The 18,357-nt window shown below is 37.0% G+C and carries 16 protein-coding genes; 3 read left to right on the top strand and 13 right to left on the bottom strand.

Annotation, left to right across the window (positions count from 1 at the left end):
- The 4 genes from JUD45_RS05750 to pth are packed head-to-tail and all read right to left on the bottom strand — an operon-like array spanning window position 1 to window position 5,943.
- Entirely contained in the window at window positions 1-273 is a 273-nt protein-coding gene (locus tag JUD45_RS05750) for an RNA-binding S4 domain-containing protein (protein ID WP_053795163.1), read from the bottom strand.
- Window positions 270-1,847, bottom strand: a complete 1,578-nt coding sequence (locus JUD45_RS05745; RefSeq protein WP_203619838.1) for a putative polysaccharide biosynthesis protein — start codon at window positions 1,845-1,847, stop codon at window positions 270-272. Before JUD45_RS05745 ends, JUD45_RS05750 begins: the two co-directional genes overlap by 4 nt.
- Window positions 1,837-5,364, bottom strand: coding sequence for a transcription-repair coupling factor (gene mfd, locus JUD45_RS05740; RefSeq protein WP_236018492.1), 3,528 nt, complete (start codon window positions 5,362-5,364; stop codon window positions 1,837-1,839). Before mfd ends, JUD45_RS05745 begins: the two co-directional genes overlap by 11 nt.
- A 21-nt stretch (window positions 5,365-5,385) precedes the next feature.
- Window positions 5,386-5,943, bottom strand: coding sequence for an aminoacyl-tRNA hydrolase (pth, locus tag JUD45_RS05735; RefSeq protein ID WP_034532481.1), 558 nt, complete (start codon window positions 5,941-5,943; stop codon window positions 5,386-5,388).
- Window positions 5,944-6,134: 191 nt separating this feature from the next.
- On the opposite strand from pth, the gene JUD45_RS05730 reads away from it, so the two are divergent.
- Both JUD45_RS05730 and cbpA read left to right on the top strand, forming a co-directional pair.
- Window positions 6,135-7,085, top strand: coding sequence for an L-lactate dehydrogenase (locus tag JUD45_RS05730; RefSeq protein ID WP_187155886.1), 951 nt, complete (start codon window positions 6,135-6,137; stop codon window positions 7,083-7,085).
- A 151-nt stretch (window positions 7,086-7,236) separates the two neighbouring features.
- Complete coding sequence (gene cbpA, locus JUD45_RS05725; protein ID WP_203619837.1) at window positions 7,237-7,878, top strand: cyclic di-AMP binding protein CbpA; 642 nt, start codon at window positions 7,237-7,239, stop codon at window positions 7,876-7,878.
- Window positions 7,879-7,935: 57 nt separating this feature from the next.
- Here the strand turns inward: cbpA and JUD45_RS05720 are convergent, their stop codons facing one another.
- From JUD45_RS05720 to JUD45_RS05705, 4 genes are all read right to left on the bottom strand, one after another.
- Entirely contained in the window at window positions 7,936-8,289 is a 354-nt protein-coding gene (locus tag JUD45_RS05720; protein ID WP_034532478.1) for a type II toxin-antitoxin system PemK/MazF family toxin, read from the bottom strand.
- 314 nt (window positions 8,290-8,603) lie between these two features.
- Window positions 8,604-9,722, bottom strand: coding sequence for an alanine racemase (gene alr / locus JUD45_RS05715; RefSeq protein ID WP_203619836.1), 1,119 nt, complete (start codon window positions 9,720-9,722; stop codon window positions 8,604-8,606).
- A gap of 102 nt (window positions 9,723-9,824) precedes the next feature.
- On the bottom strand, window positions 9,825-11,351 hold the full coding sequence (gene cshA, locus JUD45_RS05710; protein ID WP_034532475.1) for a degradosome RNA helicase CshA: 1,527 nt from the start codon (window positions 11,349-11,351) through the stop codon (window positions 9,825-9,827).
- A 168-nt stretch (window positions 11,352-11,519) separates the two neighbouring features.
- Window positions 11,520-12,890 carry a UDP-N-acetylmuramoyl-tripeptide--D-alanyl-D-alanine ligase gene (locus JUD45_RS05705; protein WP_203619835.1) on the bottom strand — a complete coding sequence of 457 codons (1,371 nt, stop codon included), beginning with the start codon at window positions 12,888-12,890 and terminating at the stop codon, window positions 11,520-11,522.
- A gap of 201 nt (window positions 12,891-13,091) precedes the next feature.
- Here JUD45_RS05705 and JUD45_RS05700 point away from each other — a divergent pair, with 201 nt between their 5' ends.
- On the top strand, window positions 13,092-13,553 hold the full coding sequence (locus JUD45_RS05700) for a low molecular weight protein-tyrosine-phosphatase (RefSeq protein ID WP_203619834.1): 462 nt from the start codon (window positions 13,092-13,094) through the stop codon (window positions 13,551-13,553).
- 40 nt (window positions 13,554-13,593) lie between these two features.
- Here JUD45_RS05700 and JUD45_RS05695 read toward each other — a convergent pair whose 3' ends face one another.
- The 5 genes from JUD45_RS05695 to JUD45_RS05675 form a co-directional block, all read right to left on the bottom strand.
- Window positions 13,594-13,839, bottom strand: a complete 246-nt coding sequence (locus JUD45_RS05695) for a type B 50S ribosomal protein L31 (protein ID WP_053791508.1) — start codon at window positions 13,837-13,839, stop codon at window positions 13,594-13,596.
- Window positions 13,840-13,941: 102 nt separating this feature from the next.
- Window positions 13,942-15,216, bottom strand: a complete 1,275-nt coding sequence (gene murA / locus JUD45_RS05690) for a UDP-N-acetylglucosamine 1-carboxyvinyltransferase (RefSeq protein WP_187155891.1) — start codon at window positions 15,214-15,216, stop codon at window positions 13,942-13,944.
- Between the two features lie 159 nt (window positions 15,217-15,375).
- Window positions 15,376-16,992 carry a CTP synthase gene (gene pyrG, locus JUD45_RS05685; RefSeq protein ID WP_053791506.1) on the bottom strand — a complete coding sequence of 539 codons (1,617 nt, stop codon included), beginning with the start codon at window positions 16,990-16,992 and terminating at the stop codon, window positions 15,376-15,378.
- A gap of 188 nt (window positions 16,993-17,180) precedes the next feature.
- Entirely contained in the window at window positions 17,181-17,762 is a 582-nt protein-coding gene (rpoE, locus tag JUD45_RS05680; RefSeq protein WP_203619833.1) for a DNA-directed RNA polymerase subunit delta, read from the bottom strand.
- 43 nt (window positions 17,763-17,805) lie between these two features.
- Window positions 17,806-18,246, bottom strand: coding sequence for a YwiB family protein (locus tag JUD45_RS05675; protein WP_187155892.1), 441 nt, complete (start codon window positions 18,244-18,246; stop codon window positions 17,806-17,808).
- Window positions 18,247-18,357: the final 111 nt, after the last annotated feature.

Genomic DNA, 18,357 nt, shown 5'->3' with positions numbered 1-18,357 from the left:
TTATTCAGCATTGAAATCTCTTTCGTATTGTTCATCCAAAACGGTGTACATTCTGTCTGCATCAGCCTTTTTGGTTGTTTCGAATAATTGATTAACTTGAACAGTTAATGTCTTGTTACCAAACTTAATCACTAACTTATCATTTGAATTAACGTTTGATGATGATTTTGCAACACGGTCATTAATGGTAATTCTACCTTGATCAGCAATATCCTTTGCTACAGTTCTTCTCTTAATAATTCTTGAAATCTTCAAAAACTTGTCTAATCTCATTTTGATATCCACCTATCTATAAACTTATTGACTACTGGCACTGATTGCCATTCTTGATATGTTAATAATTTCCATTTAATTGCTAAGACACCAAATACAGCTGCGCCGATGGGGACCAAGAAACACAATGAAATGATGGCACTTAATCTTTGGCTATGGACCAAATGAATTGAGCCAAATAAACTCATTAGAATCATTTCAATAATTAACATGATTAATGCTATCAATGATAGCTTCCACAAGAAGTTCCACTTATGTTCAATTTTAACAATGTCAGTAGGTGCAAATTTAACTTCAATAATTAACATTAACAATAAACTAATTACCGTGGAAATACTTGCTCCGGCAATTCCCATATGAGCAACCATTTCTTTAGTAATCAATATTTTACTTACCAACCCCAATATAATAGCGATAATGGTTATTTTAAAGTGATTAGCACTCTGCAAAATACTACTATAAATTGTAATCATCGTTGTTAAGACAACACTAATCATAAAAATACTGATAGTAGTGTTTTGTTGGCCACTATTAAATAGCAAACGGTTAATCAAAGGCATCAAACTAATCATTCCTGCTGCAACGCCAACGGTCATGAACATGCTGACTCTAAGCATCTCTGATGCTAGACTATGAAAAGACTTCATCTGCTTCTTTGAATAAGCCAGACTTAATGATGGTAAAATCGCAGATGCAAAAGATGTAGCAATCACTAATCCCAATTGAACTAACGGTTGTCCGCGATCGTAAATCCCTTTGACTGCCTGTGAATCAATCATATTCAATCCGTTTAAAAGTAATCCCTTACGAACAGTAAACGAGTCCACCAATTGCATCAACACCATTAATGATGAAAGCATACAAATTGTGCCACCTTCAAACAATAATCGTTTCAATAATGATTGATACGACATCACCTTTTGATTTGGTAGACGCTTGATATCCACCGCATAGTATCTAATTAAAATTGCCACTGAAAAAATCTCAGCAACAGGAGTAGCTATCATAGCGTAGCTCCCAATCGTGTATGGATTCACGTGATGTCTAACCCATACATATGCTGATGCAATGATTAAACCAACACGAATCACTTGTTCAACTACCTGCGAATAAGCGGTGGGTTTCATAATTAATGTTGCCTGGAAGTAACCCCTTAAGCAAGCCAATATTGGCATCATTAAAAACATCCAGCTAACTGCTCGAATCAAACTATCTAATCTGAGGTCTCCCATTAAGGCAGCGATTGACGTTGCCTTAATTTGAAAGATGATAAATATTAATCCACCAAAGATTGAAAGCATAATAAACAGTTGTCTTAAGAGGGCTTTTTTCTGCAATGTTGTTTCCTGCTCAGCGATAACACGTGAAATAATAATCGGCATCCCACTTAATGCTAACACCATCCCAATTCCATAGATTGGGTAAACCTGTTGAAAAACATAAAAACCAATGTTTCCAACTAAGTTTTGAAACGGTACTCGGTAAACGGCACTTAATACCTTACTGATTAAGGAAGCGACTGATAAAATCATCGCACCTTTCATTATCACTGATAGTTTATTGTCATTTTTCATTTGTTAAGTTTCCTGTGTGTTCTTTATCTAATGCTTCGACAAACTTACTCAATTCACCTAACCACTTTTGTTCATCCATATTAGGTTGAATGATTAAGGTAATTTGCATCTTGTTGTTAGCAGTACCAACCATTGATCTAAACTCTGTTTGCGCAATTGCCTTTAGCACTTGCTTGCTGTCATAGAATTGAGTTCCAATCGTTGATAGAGTGACTGTAATTTGTTTTGGTGTTTGCCTAATCTTTTCAATTAACGATGAGTCGGCATACATCTTGATGCGACTGATTGTTAATAGGTTTTCAACCGCAGTTGGATAATCACCGAAACGGTCAATTAAATCAGACTGTAGTTCACGATATTGATCGTCGTTTTGCATTTGTCTAATTCGCTTGTATAATTCGATCTTTTGTTTTTCATCTTGAATATATTCGCTAGGCAAGTATGCTTCAATGTCCATTTCGACAGTTGTATCAACTCGTTGTTCGGCACGACGACCACGCTTAGTTGCAACGGCATCGGCTAACATTTGAGTATACATATCATAACCAACCGAATCGACGAATCCTGATTGTTGCTTACCTAATAGGTTCCCGGCACCACGAAGTGATAAGTCACGCATGGCAATCTTGAAACCAGAACCCAGTTCGGTAAAGTCCCTGATAGCTTCCAAACGGTTTTCTGAAACTTCGGTCAACACTTTGTTTGGTTTATACATAAAGTACGCATAAGCGACACGGTTAGAACGACCGATTCGTCCACGAATTTGATACAACTGGGATAGTCCCATGTGATCGGCATCTTCGACAAACAACGTATTGGCGTTTGGAATGTCGACCCCAGTTTCGATGATTGTTGTGGTTACTAACACGTCGTATTCACCGTTAACAAAATCATATAGGATGGTTTCCAATTGGTTTTCGGTCATTTGACCGTGAATATAGGCAATTCTAGCATCCGGAACCAATGTTTGTAGCTTCATGACGGTGTCTTCAATGTCAGAAACACGATTGTGCATAAAGAATACTTGGCCACCACGATGCATTTCACGGGTAATCCCCTCACGAATTGCTCCAGCATTTTCTTCCATTACGTATGTTTGAATTGGGTAACGGTTTGCTGGTGGTGTTTCAATAACTGATAAATCACGAACCCCCATCATGGACATGTTTAATGTTCTAGGGATTGGAGTTGCAGTTAGTGTCAAAACATCAACGTTAGATTTTAATTGCTTAATCTTTTCCTTGTGCTTAACACCAAAGCGTTGCTCTTCATCGACCATCAATAGTCCTAAGTCGGCAAACTTGATGTCATCAGATAACAAACGATGGGTTCCGACAACGATATCGATAGAACCGTCAAGTAAACCTTTTTTGGTTTCTTCAACCTGCTTCTTGGTTCTGAAACGAGATAGCACTGCTACTGACACTGGGAAGCCTTCAAAACGGTTTACCATTGTTTCATAGTGTTGTTGTGCTAACACGGTAGTTGGTACCAAGAAAGCAACCTGTTTACCGGCTTCGACAGCCTTAAAGGCGGCGTGCAATGCTACTTCGGTCTTACCATAACCAACATCCCCAACTAACAAACGATCCATTGGATGTGGTTGTTCCATATCCTTTTTGATTTCTTCTGAACTCTTCACCTGATCAGGTGTTGGTTGGTATGGGAATGCTCCTTCAAACTCTTCTTGATATTCGTCATCTTCTGGGAAGGCATAACCAACCTGATTAGAACGTTTAGCGTATAAATCAATTAGGTCATCAGCAATATCTTCAATCTTTCCTTGGACCTTTGACTTCGTCTTTTGCCATTCACTTCCACCCAGCTTGTTAACACGTGGGTGTTTGTCTTCGGATGAAACGTATTTTTGAATCAAGTTTAATTGAGTCACTGGAATGAACAACTTGGCGTTCTTTTGGTAAGCAATTGTCATGTAGTCTTGGTGCTTACCGTCGACTTCCATCGTCTCCATACCTTCATACTTACCAATCCCGTGGTTAGCATGAACTACATAGTCGCCCGGTTTTAAATCAGCATAACTTTTGATTCGTTCCGCATTGGAGAATGTTTGACGACGTGGTCGTTTCTTATGCACAGTCGTAAACATTTCTGATTCGGTAATTACCGCCAATTGTTTGATTGGTAGTTCAAACCCATTCTTCAAACGTTCACTAACAACTTGAACTTGATGTTCCAAAATGTTGTCACTAGTAGTTTGAACAGATTCGATTTCAAAGTCAGTCAATGTTTGCGATACCTTTTGCATTCTGGCCTTGTCCTTAACCAAAATCACAACGGTGTCATCTTGTTTGTGCCATCTATCGATTTCAGTCTTCAATAGTGGCATTTGACCGAAGAACTTTTGCATTGGTCGAACCTTAATGTCATTCAATTGGGTTAACTTAAGATTTCCAATGCCCTTTTGGAACAATGACATTAAAATTTCTGCCTGATTAATTCTGTGGAAGTGTTCTCTAAAGTCCACGCTAAATAAATCGGTGGATGCAATTTCACCATGGTCAAACTTATCATTAGCCCATGATTGTTCTTCTTCGACTAGTTGTTGGCTGTTTTCTAAGATACGACTGTAGTCATCGAATAAAACGACACCATCATCATCCAGATAGTCAAAGATGGTCGTTTCGTTTTCATACATTGCCTTAGCATACATTATCCAATCTGGATCAATGATTCCTTCATTGGCATCATCAATCATGGTTGAAACAGCATCACTTAGGCGTTGCTTTAGTTCGTCGTTATCCAGTTTGGCTAAACGTTTATCACGTAGTTGTGTTAAATTAGCAACTGCTTGTTGTCTTTGTGATTTGTTTAATACCATATCAGTTGCAGGTAACACTGAAATGGTTTCAATATTTTCTAAGCTTCTTTGATTAGATACGTCAAAATATCTCAATGAGTCGACGTCAGTATCGAATAAATCAATTCGAACCGGATATTCTGAGTTCAATGGATAAATATCAATAATTGATCCACGAAGTGAAAATTCTCCTGGGGCTGCAACCATCTTTTCTGGTGTGTATCCCATTTGAAATAGTTTGTTTCTTAATTCATCTAAATTGACTTCATCATCGATTGAAATGGTCAAATTAGCATCTGAAAAATCGCCTGGTTCCGGCAAAATACGTTTAGTACCGGAAACAGACGTTACAATAATTTTTGGTTCATCTCTTAATAGCTTTGATAAAGCTTGCACACGAGTGGCCTTGTATTCGGGTGAACTAGTGGCAACTTCTGCAGCTAATACTTCTTCGACTGGAAATTCTAATACATCATCTTCGGAGACAACATTTTGTAAATCTTCAACAATATCATCACATCTGGATAAAGTATCAGTCACAATCAAGAAGTTACGCTTTGTTGAGTTAAACAAAGCTGCAATCATCATTGTCTTCGCAGAACCTGATAAACCAGTCACTAACTGACGATGTTTAGGTGCTAAATCATTAACAATCTCATCGTATTGTGGCAATTGTGTGAAAAATTGACTTAATTCCAAAATAGTTATCCCCTCTAAATATTAGTTATACTTGTTTTCTAGCTTGTTAAATTCTTCCCCATCAATAAATTCTTCTAGTGCTGAAACACTGTTGTCAATTGCTTGGTTTAATCCTGGTTTTTGGTCATCTGTAAAGTGACCTAATACATAGTTAACGACGCTTTCCTTGGTTGGGTGGTCTGTTCCGACCTTGATACGGTTAAACTTGTCGGTTCCTAAATGAGCAATTAAACTCTTAATTCCATTATGCCCACCGGCTGATCCATGGTTTCTCAATCTGATTTTTCCGATTGGTAAATCCATATCATCATATATTACTATTAAATCGCTTAAATCCAACTTAAAGAACTTCATTAAAGGTCCAACTGAACGACCCGATTCGTTCATAAATGTTAGTGGTTCGACTAACATTACCTTTTCACCATTAATATTAGTAGATCCAATCTTTGCTTCCATTTTTTGTGTTGATAGTTCGACTCCGTGTTTGTCTGCAAACTCGTCTACTACCATAAAACCAGTATTGTGTCTGGTTTCCTTATATTGTGGTCCCACGTTTCCTAATCCCACAATCATCTTCATAAAAAATCCGCTCCTTTTTTCGCTCAATTAATTATGTAAATTATATCATAGTATGCAATTCGATATTTATCACGTCACTTATAGAAATATATAAAACTATTCGTTTTTTTAGCGCTTTGTAATTACTAATTTCCAAATTAATGATATAATTCAGTTGTAGATTTAAATATGTTTTTGAAGGGATGATTATTGTGGCTTTAAAACATCAAAAAGTTGTTTTAGTTGGTGACGGTGCCGTTGGTTCTTCATACGCATTTGCTATGATGCAACAAGGACTAGGCGAAGAATTCGTCATCGTTGATATTATTAGAGATCGTATCGAAGGAGACGCACTTGACTTAGAAGATGCTCAAGTATTTACTGCTCCTAAGAACATTTACGCTGGTGATTACAGTGACTGTGCAGATGCTGACTTAGTTGTTATCACTGCCGGTGCACCTCAAAAACCAGGTGAAACTAGATTAGATCTAGTTGGAAAGAACTTAAAGATTCTTTCATCAATCGTTCCTGAAGTTGTTAAGTCAGGATTTAAGGGTATTTTCTTAGTTGCTGCTAACCCAGTTGACATCTTAACTTACGGTGTTCAAAAACTTTCAGGTTGGCCAAAGGAAAAGGTTGTAGGTTCAGGTACTTCATTGGATACTACTCGTTTCCAAGTTGCTGTAGCTAAGAAGTTAGGTGTTAACCCTGCTGACGTTAACGCATACATCATGGGTGAACATGGTGACTCAGAATTTGCTGCTATTGACGAAGCAACTGTTGGTTCACGTCCTCTATTAGACGTAGCTAAAGATGCTGGCGTAAGCAAAGATGACTTACTAAAATTAGAAGATGAAACTAGAAACAAGGCATACACAATCATCAACAAGAAAGGTGCTACTTTCTACGGTGTTGCAACTGCCCTAATGAGAATTTCACGTGCTATCTTACGTGACGAAAACTCAGTACTACCTGTTGGTGCTCCAGTTAACGGTGAATATGGTTTAAGCGATATCTACATCGGTACTCCAGCTGTTGTTAACGCATCAGGTATTAAACAAGTAATCGAAGTTCCTCTAAGCGATGAAGAAAAAGCTAAGATGGAAGCTTCAGGTAAGACCCTAAAGGAAACTGCCGAAAAAGGTATGGAAGCTTTAAAATAATCGATTAACTTGATTAAAATATTAAGTCGAGGTGCACTTTGCCCCCGGCTTTTTATTTTGAACAATTGTTGATTTATCGCCACAAATTCATCATTTTATGTTAAAATTAGAATATGAGAAAAATTCTAATAATTAAAAAGGAGGTTATGTTATGCTATTGAAGTCATTGGTTAAACCTAAGGGCAACCTAGTTACCGTTTCAGAAAACGTTTCATTAGAACAAGCTCTTGAAACATTGGAAGAATCTGGTTACAGATGTATTCCTATCCTAGACGAAACAGGTACAATCTTTAGAGGAAACATTTACAAGATGCATATCTACCGTCACAAAGCTAACGGTGGTGATATGTCTCAACCTGTTACAACCCTACTAAAGAATGCCACTAAGTTCATCAATGTTAATTCAGCCTTCTTCCACATTTTCTTTTCGATTAAGGATTTACCTTATATCGCTGTATTGGATGATAATAATCGTTTCTACGGTATCTTGACCCACACTCGTTTATTGGACATGCTTTCACAATCATGGAACGTAAACGTTGGCAGTTATGTAATTACTGTCCTAGCTCCTGGTAATCGTGGTGATCTAGAATCAATGTCTAAGATTATCACTAAGTACACTGCAATCGCCAGTGTTATCAGTCTAGATGGTCAAGAAGGTGAATTGGTACATAGAGTTATGTTCACCCTTCCCGAAGAGGTAGATAAGAAATTGTTAAAACGAATCATCGCTGCATTAGAACGTAAAGGTTTTAAAATCGCAGAGATTGAAGATTTAGCGGACGAGAAATAACATTATCAAAACAAAAAAGGATGCGAATAAAATTCGCATCCTTTTTTTATGTATGTTTTACTGTACACCAATACTTAATTTCAATGATTCGTCCACTCGTTTCATAAACTTATCACTTAAGTGATCAACTCGATCATGTAATCGTTGTTTATCAATTGTTCTAATTTGTTCTAATAGGATAACTGAATCTTTTTCGATTCTGGTCTTATCAGCACTAATAGCTACGTGAGTAGGCATCTTTGGCTTTGAAATTCTAGCAGTAATTGCGGCAACAATCACGGTAGGACTGTAGTGATTCCCGATATTATTTTGAATGATTAACACCGGTCTCATTCCACCCTGTTCGGAACCAACAACTGGTGATAGGTCAGCATAAAAAACGTCGCCACGTTTGATTTCAACGTTAGCCATTCTAACATCCCCTATCTGTAATGAATTCATCTGAATTCTAAAACGTAATGTGATGCACACTTGAGGATTCACAAAAAGTAAATTCCTTTGAAATAGCACGATTAATATCGGTCATCTCAGTGTACCCAGCAATTAAATTCTGGACTATCAAATAATCGTTAAAACATGGATTAATCACAATCCTAGTATGTGTATCAAATGAAACATTCATTCTAGGATGTGATATTTTTGCTTTGTTACTTGATGTAGCTGTGCTTAGAAGTGAATAAACGTATCGATTCTTAGATTGCATTGATTAATCCTCTTAAAACGGGTCATTCTACCACAATGCGTGGTAGTCTATCAGTGAGTAAGCAAGCTACTTCATAATGAATTGTATCACAATATGACGCAATGTCTTGTAAAGTAATCTTTTCTTTACCGTCTTGACCCACAATTGTAACTTTTGTGCCTGGTTCTACTGGTTCATCTAGTTTAAGCATTAGTTGATCCATGCAGACTCTTCCTACGATTGGACAGAACTTTCCATTCACTAGTAGAGAGAATCCTTGCATTGCGCGAACAATTCCGTCGGCATAACCAACAGGAACTGTAGCAATCCATTCGGGTTCATCGGATGTGTATGTCGCGCCATACCCAACTGAACGACCTGCATCAATCTTCTTACAGTATACAACTTCTGTTGTTAAACTAAGCGCTGGTTTTAATTCATATGGTAAGTCTAGTTCCCCACCAGATGGATTCAAACCATAACCAGCAACACCAAATCTGATCATATTGCAATTAAATTCACTATGCCACAAGCTAGTAGCTGAGTTAGATACATGCACATATTTTGGTAATGTACCTATAACTGAAATTAAATCATTAAATCGTTTAACTTGCAAATCAAAATACTCTACGTTATGTGTATCAGCGGTTGAGAAGTGTGTAAAGATTCCTTCAAAGTTTAAATTGTCAGATTGATTCAAGAAATCGACAGCTTCTTTAAGTGAATCTTTATCTTGAAAACCAATTCTGCCCATCCCAGTATCCAAACCGATATGAACGTTTAGTTTTGGTAGATTCTTTTTAGCTAGTTGTTCATCAGCTTCTTTCAACCATTCTTTAGATGAAACGGTTGCTGAAATGTTTTTCTCTGCCATTAATGATGCATGTTGAACGTCGGTGATACCTAGCACTAAGATAGGTTCGTCAAAACCAGCATCCCTTAGTTGTAATGCTTCATCTAAAATGGCCACACAAAAGCCATCGGCGCCAGCCTTCTTCGCTTCATGTGCTACTGCGACCGCCCCGTGACCGTATCCATTGGCCTTTACGACCATGAATAAATATTCGTTATTTTTCAAACGTTTCTTTTCGTTACTAATATTATGATATAAAGCACTCTTACTAATTAGTATTTGTGCATTTCTATGAGTTCCTACTACCATATTAATCTTTCCTCCAATTAATAATGGGCATTTCCTTTTATTGTAGTTCTTTATGTAAAAAAAAGCTATTGACAAATTTTCATATCAACAGCTTTTTTATTATTAATCTTTGTTTTTAATTGTAAATGACTTGTTTGGACGTTTGTGGTTTGATGAACGGTTACCCTTCTTGTGATCATCACGATGGTTGCCACCGCCATTACCATTGTAACGACGACGGTTTCCGCCACCATTTCTGTTACCACCACGTTTGAATCCGCCACGACGGTTACCACCACCACGGTGATATCCACCACCATGACCGCGCTTGTTCTTGTTAGGAAGTGGCTTTTCAGCAGTAATGTGAACCTTAACTTGGTTTCTAGTCATCTTGCTTAATAGCACTGATACTAATTCTTTAGCATCGTATTTTTCTAACAATTCGTCAGAAGCTTCTGAGAATGGTTCCATCTTAGTCTTTTCGATTAATGAACCAATTTCCTTAGTAGCTACTTCTAGTTGACCCTTCAATGCTTCATCAGCTGAAGGTGGCTTAAGAGGTAACATTCTAACCTTAGTTAGCTTTTCAATATCTCTTAAGTAACTAGTTTCGTTTGGTTCAACAAAAGTCATTGAAACACCATGGCGTCCGGCACGACCGGTACGACCAATTCTGTGAACGTAACTTTCTGAATCTTGAGGGATATCGTAGTTGTATACGTGAGTAACACTTGAGATATCAATACCTCTAGCAGCAACGTCGGTTGCAACTAAAACGTCAACCTTGTCATGCTTGAAGTCCTTCATGATTTGTGAACGACGGTTTTGAGTTAGGTCACCATGAATTCCTGCTGCACGGTATCCACGTAGTAGAAGTCCCTTAGAAACTTCGTCAACACGACGCTTAGTACGACAGAATACAATAGTTACCTTAGGTGCTTGGATATCAAAAAATCTAGTCATGATATCAAACTTTTCAAATTGTTTTACTCTGATGTAGTATTGATCAACTAAATCAGTAGTTAATTCTTTAGCCTTAATAGTAACTTGTTGAGGGTCCTTCATGAATTGAACACCAACACGTTTGATTTGTGGTGGCATAGTTGCAGAGAATAACAATGTTTGTCTTTCTTCTGGAACTTGTTTTACGATACTTTCAATATCATCTAGGAATCCCATGTCCAACATGTCATCGGCTTCATCTAGAACCAATGTCTTAACATGGTCTAATTTTAATGTACGTCTGTTGATATGATCCAATAAACGTCCAGGAGTACCCACAACAACTTGTGGTTTACGCTTTAAGCTTTGGATTTGTCTTCTGATGTCAGAACCACCAAAAACTGATACAGCCTTAACGCCCTTTTCTTTTCCAAAACGACTAATTTCGCCTTGTGTTTGAATAGCTAATTCACGAGTTGGTGAAATAACTAATGCTTGCACGTTTGGATTATCTAAATCAACGTGTTCAATAATAGGAAGAGCAAAAGCAGCTGTCTTACCTGTACCTGTTTGTGCTTGTCCTAAAACATCCTTACCTTGTAGTGATAAAGGAATTGTTTCTGCTTGGATTGGAGTGGCTTCCTTAAAACCCTTGTCTTCAATCGCTTTTAATAGGTCTTCTGAAAGACCTAATTCTCTAAACTTCAAATATGTTTCCTCCTAAACGAAACATTCAATATAATACCGTCATTAGCTAAGGAAGAGTCCGTTCCCGTTAATGCGCTAATCACTTGATTATAAAAATTCCGTGTTCTAAAAAATGTAACTAGACTAATATAACCCTTTTGGGTCAAATTAGCAAATGAATTACCTATATTAATTTGTTAGTTTATCTAATAGTTTTTCTAAATGAATTCCGTGACTAGCTTTTAATAGTACTTGGTCACCTTCATAAATTTCAGCATTTAATTGGTCATATAAATCATCCAATTGGTCTGCCTTAAAGTAGAAAAGATTTTCTGATGGATAAACTGAACTTAACTTGTCGTACAAGTACTTCATATCTGGACCAATTAAGTAAACGCTTTGTACTTCATTTGGATCCAATACTTCGGCTAATGACTCGTGTAATTCGATTGATTGATCACCTAGCTCCAACATATCACCTAAAACGGCAATTTTACGGCCATCAATTTTTTCACGAGTAAATGCGTTCACTACTTCTTTAACAGCAGTAGGATTTGAATTATAAACGTCTGAAAGGATCATTTCGTGTTTACTTCCTTCAATCCATTCAGTACGGTTATTAGTCAAATTAACATTTAATAATGCTTTTTGGATGTTTTCTTCTCTGATCCTGTATAAGTCACCGATGGTGATAGCAACCAATGCGTTGTTAACGTTGTATTTACCAATCATTGGAATCTTGAATTCAACATCTGGATACTTATTAACCTTGAATGTAGTTTGCACTTCTGTTCCAGCAATATCGTAAGCATAAAAATCATCATCTTCAGCCAATCCAAACGTACGTTTAAATGGCAAGTTTTCGCTTCGACTAGTTAGCAATGGTTCGTCACCATTGTAGACAAAAATACCATCTTCTTTTAGCCCGTTAACAATTTCCATCTTGGCATCGGCAATCTTGTCACGAGTGCCAAAGAATTCAATATGTGCTTCACCAATCATTGTGATGGCAGCAATGTCTGGTTCAACCAAATGACTTAGGAAGTCTAGTTGACCTGGACGATCCATTCCCATTTCAACAACCAATACTTCGGTGTTTGGTTCCATATCTAAAATAGTCATTGGAACACCAATTTCATTGTTGAAGTTGGCATGGGTCTTAGTAACATTGAATTGAGTTGATAATACTGAAGCAACCATATCCTTAGTAGTAGTTTTTCCATTACTTCCAGTAATTGCGACTACCTTAGGATTAATCTTTGCCAAGTAGTATTGGCTTAATCTTTGTAGTGCTTCTAAAGTATTATCAACAACGATAATTGGAAAATCTGTTGGAGCATTTTCGTGGTCTTTTTGCCAGAAAGTTGCAACGGCACCATTATCAATTGCACTTTGAATGTAGTCGTGACCATCGTTTTGACTCACAAGTGGCACAAATAGTGCCCCGTTTGTTAGTTCCCTGCTATCAAAAGCAACACTAGTAATATCAATATCTTCATATTCGCTAATATCGTTTTGCGCAGAAACTGCACGAGCAACTTCTGTAAGTGACATTTTCATATCTAATAAATCTCCATTTCATCAGTTCGATAATTGTTACACATATTATAACATGAAACGAGAAATTATTTTAAACCTGATTTTCCAATCCTTTATGAGACAAAACTTTGTTTTTAATGAGGTCTTATAAAAACTATTAACTAATTGTCAAAACACTGTTAATATGTTTATTGGATAATAATTAATGGGGACGTGACTACTTTGAAAAAAGTCTTATTTGTGTGCCATGGAAACGTTTGTCGTTCTGCAATGGCTCAGGCTATTTTTAGTAAAATCATTAAAGAACGTGGACTAGAAAATCAAATCGCAGTAGACTCTGCTGCAACAAGTACCGAAGAAATTGGCAATCCGCCACACCCAGAAGTTCGTAAGTTGTTAGATCAAAAACAAATCAGTTATGCTGGTCAACACTCTAGACAAATCGAATCATCGGACTTCCAAAAATACGATTTAATCATTGGAATGGACTTCGAAAACATTAACAACCTTCTTCACTGGGCACCTAAAGACCAAGCTCACAAGATTCATCTTTGCTTAGATGTTATTGATGGAATGCAAGGTAAAGAAATCGCAGATCCTTGGTATACCGGTAATTTTGATTTAACCTTTGATCAAATTAAAGAAGCAATGCCAAAATGGATTGACTACGTATTAAATATGTAAAAAAAAGACATATCCGAAACGGATATGTCTTTTTTTATCTTTACTTGAAACCGTATTTCTTGTTGAAACGATCCACAGCACCATCGGCTTGAGTGAACTTTTCACGGCCAGTGTAGAATGGATGAGAATCTGAAGAAATTTCAAGACGTACTAATGGGTATTCATTACCATCATCCATAGTGATAGTTTCAGCTGAGTTCATAGTTGAACCAGCCATGAATTTAAAACCAGTACTTGTATCTTGGAATACCACTTGGCGGTATTCTGGATGAATTCCTTGTTTCATTATAAATCGCTCCTTTGCCCTGCATCATATGTTGATTCAGAGATTATCGTTTAGTCGACTTGATTATAGTAACACTAAATAGAAGTTAATTCAACACGAAAATTAACTTTCATCATTAACTAATTCAACGACAGCGTTTAGATTAGTTAGCTTATCAATAATGTTATCATAACCACGTAAAATGTTATCAGCATTGTCAATCACAGTAGTTCCTTGAGCCATTAAACCAGCAATCATTTCTGATGCTCCGGCACGGATTTCTCCTGCTTCAATTTTTGAACCAACAAGTCCATCAGTATGACTAACGATAATTGTACCGTTACCTTCGTCATATCTAATCTTGGCACCCATCTTCTTTAGTTCAGAGATATGCTTAGTTCTCTTTGGATAAATAGTATCAATGATAGTACTATCACCAGCAGCCATTAGTAGTAGTGGTGTGATTGGTTGTTGTAAATCAGTGGCAAAACCTGGATATGGCATTGTCTTAATTTCGATATTCTTTAGTTCTTCAGTCTTTGGAACATAAATGCTATCTTCATTGATTTCCAAATTGATGCCCATTTCTTGAAGCTTTGCGATAAATGATTCTAAATGTTCAGGAATCACGTTTTGAATCTTCACACCGTCACCATATGCCGCAGCCATGGATAAGTATGTTCCAGCTTCAATTCGATCAGGAATAATGATGTGAGTATTCTTGGCACGAAGTGAGTCTACCCCTTCGATTCTAATAACATCTGTACCAGCACCTCTAACCTTTGCACCCATGTTATTTAAGAATGTAACAACATCAATAATTTCAGGTTCCTTGGCAGCATTTCTGATGACAGTTAAACCCTTTGCTTTTACAGCAGCTAAAATGGCGTTGATGGTTGCCCCCACAGACACAACATCTAAGAAGATTTGTGCGCCATGTAAACCATCTTCATCAGTTGTAATGATGATTTCGTCACCATCATTTTCAACCTTTGCACCCATTGCTTCAAAAGCCTTAATGTGTTGATCGATTGGTCTAGGACCGATGTTATCTCCACCAGGGAAAGTAATCTTAGCACGACCAAAGCGTCCTAATAATGCACCCATGAAGTAGTATGATGCTCTTAAACTTTTAATTGCCTTACTTGGTAAAGCACTTTCATTTATTGTTGTTGGGTCGACGTTTAATATTCCATCGGCAAAATCTGATGAGACATTCATTGATTCCAAAATCACCATTAGATTATGAACATCCAAGATGTTTGGCACCATATCGAATTGCACCGGTGTGTCGGCTAGAATAGCAGCTGGGATTAATGCAACTGTACTATTTTTAGCTCCACCAATGGTCACGTTACCAGATAGACGATGGCCACCCTTTATTATCATTTTATTCATTGTTTAAATTCCTCGCTTACAGTTTCACTAATAATAGTGAACAATAACAATATTAAATAATAAATATTAAAAATACAATAGTTTCATACAAATTAAACATACATTTAATAAAAACAATAAAAAAGGCCGGAAATATCCTGGCCTTTTTTTTAAAACATATTATTTGTTGTTTTCTTCATGTTGTTCATGAGCAGCTGCAACGAATGCCTTGAATAATCCTTCAGGTCTAGTTGGACGTGATAGGAATTCTGGGTGGTATTGAGCAGCAACGAAGAACTTGTTAGTAGGAATTTCAACAACTTCTACCAAGTGATCATCAGGAGAAGTACCGGCAATAACAAGACCGTGAGCTTCCATTTCTTCTCTGTATTCGTTGTTGTATTCGTAACGGTGTCTGTGACGTTCTGAAATTTCAGCCTTGTTACCGTAAGCTGCAGCAGTTACAGTACCAGGTTTTAACTTACATGGGTAAGCACCTAGACGTTGAGTTCCACCCATACCATCAATATCAGCTTGATCAGCCATTAAGTCAATAATCTTGTGTGGAGTTTCTGGGTCAATTTCAGTAGTGTTAGCATCTTTGTAACCTAAAACATCACGAGCAAATTCGATACTTGCAATTTGCATACCTAAACATACACCTAGGTAAGGAACGTCGTTTTCACGAGCGTACTTAACTGCAGTAATCATACCTTCGATACCACGGTCACCGAATCCACCAGGAACGATGATACCATCAGCATCACCAAGTAATTCTTCAACGTTATCTTCAGTAACTAGTTCTGAATTTAACATCTTTAGGTTAATCTTTGCATCAACTGGGTAACCAGCATGGCGTAATGATTCAGTAATTGAGATGTAAGCATCCTTTAGTTTTACGTATTTACCAACTAAAGTAATGTTAACAACATTCTTTAAGTTTTGAACTTTTTGTTCTAGTGCTTTCCATTCTGTCATGTCAGCCTTAGGAGCATCGATACCAAAGTGGTCAACAACTTGTTGATCCATACCTTGAGCTTCTAGCATCAATGGAACAGTGTAAAGTGTTGGAGCATCTTTTGATTCAACAACAGCTTCTGGCTTAACGTCACAGAATAAAGCAATCTTTCTCTTCATTGCATCAGTAACATCTTGTTCAGTTCTAACAACTAATAGGTTTGGTTGGATACCTAAACCACGTAGTTCTTTAACTGAGTGTTGTGTTGGCTTGGTCTTCATTTCGCCAGCAGCACGTAAGTAAGGAATTAAAGTGGTGTGGATGTAGAATACATTTTCATCCCCTACTTCGCTCTTCATTTGACGAATAGCTTCTAGGAATGGTAGTGATTCGATATCACCAACAGTACCACCAATTTCAGTAATTACGATATCAGCGTTTGATACCTTAGCTGCACGCATGATTTTTTCTTTAATCATACCAGTGATATGAGGAATAACTTGAACAGTTGCACCCAAGTAGTCACCGCGGCGTTCTTTTCTCAATACTTCTGAATAAATTTTACCAGTAGTTACATTTGAGTATTTATTTAAGTCATTATCAATGAAACGTTCATAGTGACCTAAATCAAGGTCAGTTTCAGTACCATCATTAGTAACAAACACTTCACCGTGTTGGTATGGGCTCATAGTACCTGGGTCGACGTTAACGTATGGATCAAACTTTTGAATAGTAATGTTGATTCCACGGTTTTTTAATAAACGTCCTAGTGATGCAGAAACAATTCCTTTTCCTAGTGAAGAAACAACCCCACCAGTAACAAAAACATATTTAGTCATGTGAAAAAACTCCTCATAAAATCTATTAGGGTAAAAATTAAAAACTCCCTATTCATTGAGAATAGGGAGTCATTGATTACTATAATCGATCAATTGTCCTTACAAACTCTTTTGTAAGGAGCCCAAAAATAATATTACATTGTTCTAGGTTTATAGTCAAGAAATATAATTATTATTTCTAGGAAAAATTAATCTTTAGAATCATCGTCGATGTCATCGTCATCATCATGTAATTCTGACAATTCGCCTTCGATACCATCAGGGATGTTATCGTCTTCGACATCGTTCTCTTCGTCAATTTCATCTAAATCTTTGTGATACTTGTCGGTTTCGTCGACACCTTCATCGGCATCTTCAAATTCGTCGTCTTGGTCTTCTGGATCATCATCATCGTAATCGATAACGTCATCATCGTCAGAAGCATCAGCTAAGAATGCGTTAACCTTACGACGCTTTTTCTTTCTAGGACGATCGATATCTTCGTCTTCAGGATGAACTGTAGCTTCATCGATTGAATCATATGGATACCAAGTTCTTAGTCCCCAAAGATTATCACCTAAAGAAATAAAACTACCATCAACGTTCATATCTGTGTAGAACTGTACCAATCGTTTACGAATTTCTTCATCAGAATCACCCAAATATTTTTGGATTTCGTTGGCGATATCAGCAAAGGCCATTACTTCCCCACGTTCAGAAAGAATTGCGTGAGCAACTTCGACCATTGATAATTCTTTTTTGTCTTTACCTTCTAAGGCTTGTAATTTCAAATCGGTGCACGTCCTTTCAAAATACTATTAATATCATACCTTTTTAAGCAGAAAATTGCAATGTAAGATTGTATTCTCCTACAATCATTCCGCCAGAATGTAATTCATAGTCAATCCCGAGCTTACCATTCATTATATCTTCATTATAATTGTAGTTTAACTCTTTTGTTTTGACCAAAATTTTTATTGGTCCATACTCAGTTTGGTAAATTGTGTCGTGATCTTTGTTTTCATCAAAAATCATTCTAGAGTGATGTCCACCATTGGCTTGGCGTGTTAATTGAACATGTTCATCGGTAATTTTCAAAGTAACGTTTGCTACCGCTTGATTATCTTGATGTTCGGTGAAGCGAAGGTATAGTCCGTTGTTCATTTGAACCAGGCTACCCACTTCTTCAAATATAAAGTCTTCGCGCTCTGCATCTTGGAAAATAGTTGTCTTTAAGTTCACAACAACCTTTTGAGCATTTTCATTTTTATCCATCACACTGACTCACCTTCCCTCATTTCATATATCACAAACTAATATTATATACGGACATCTACATAAATGCATTAATTATTGGTCGGAAAATTAATTATTTCATTTAAAACT

It is taken from the genome of Apilactobacillus nanyangensis, assembly GCF_016861915.1.
GTDB classification, from domain to species: domain Bacteria; phylum Bacillota; class Bacilli; order Lactobacillales; family Lactobacillaceae; genus Apilactobacillus; species Apilactobacillus nanyangensis.
Note: the sequence above shows the minus strand (reverse complement) of the source record. Positions and strands in the feature narration are given on the sequence as shown.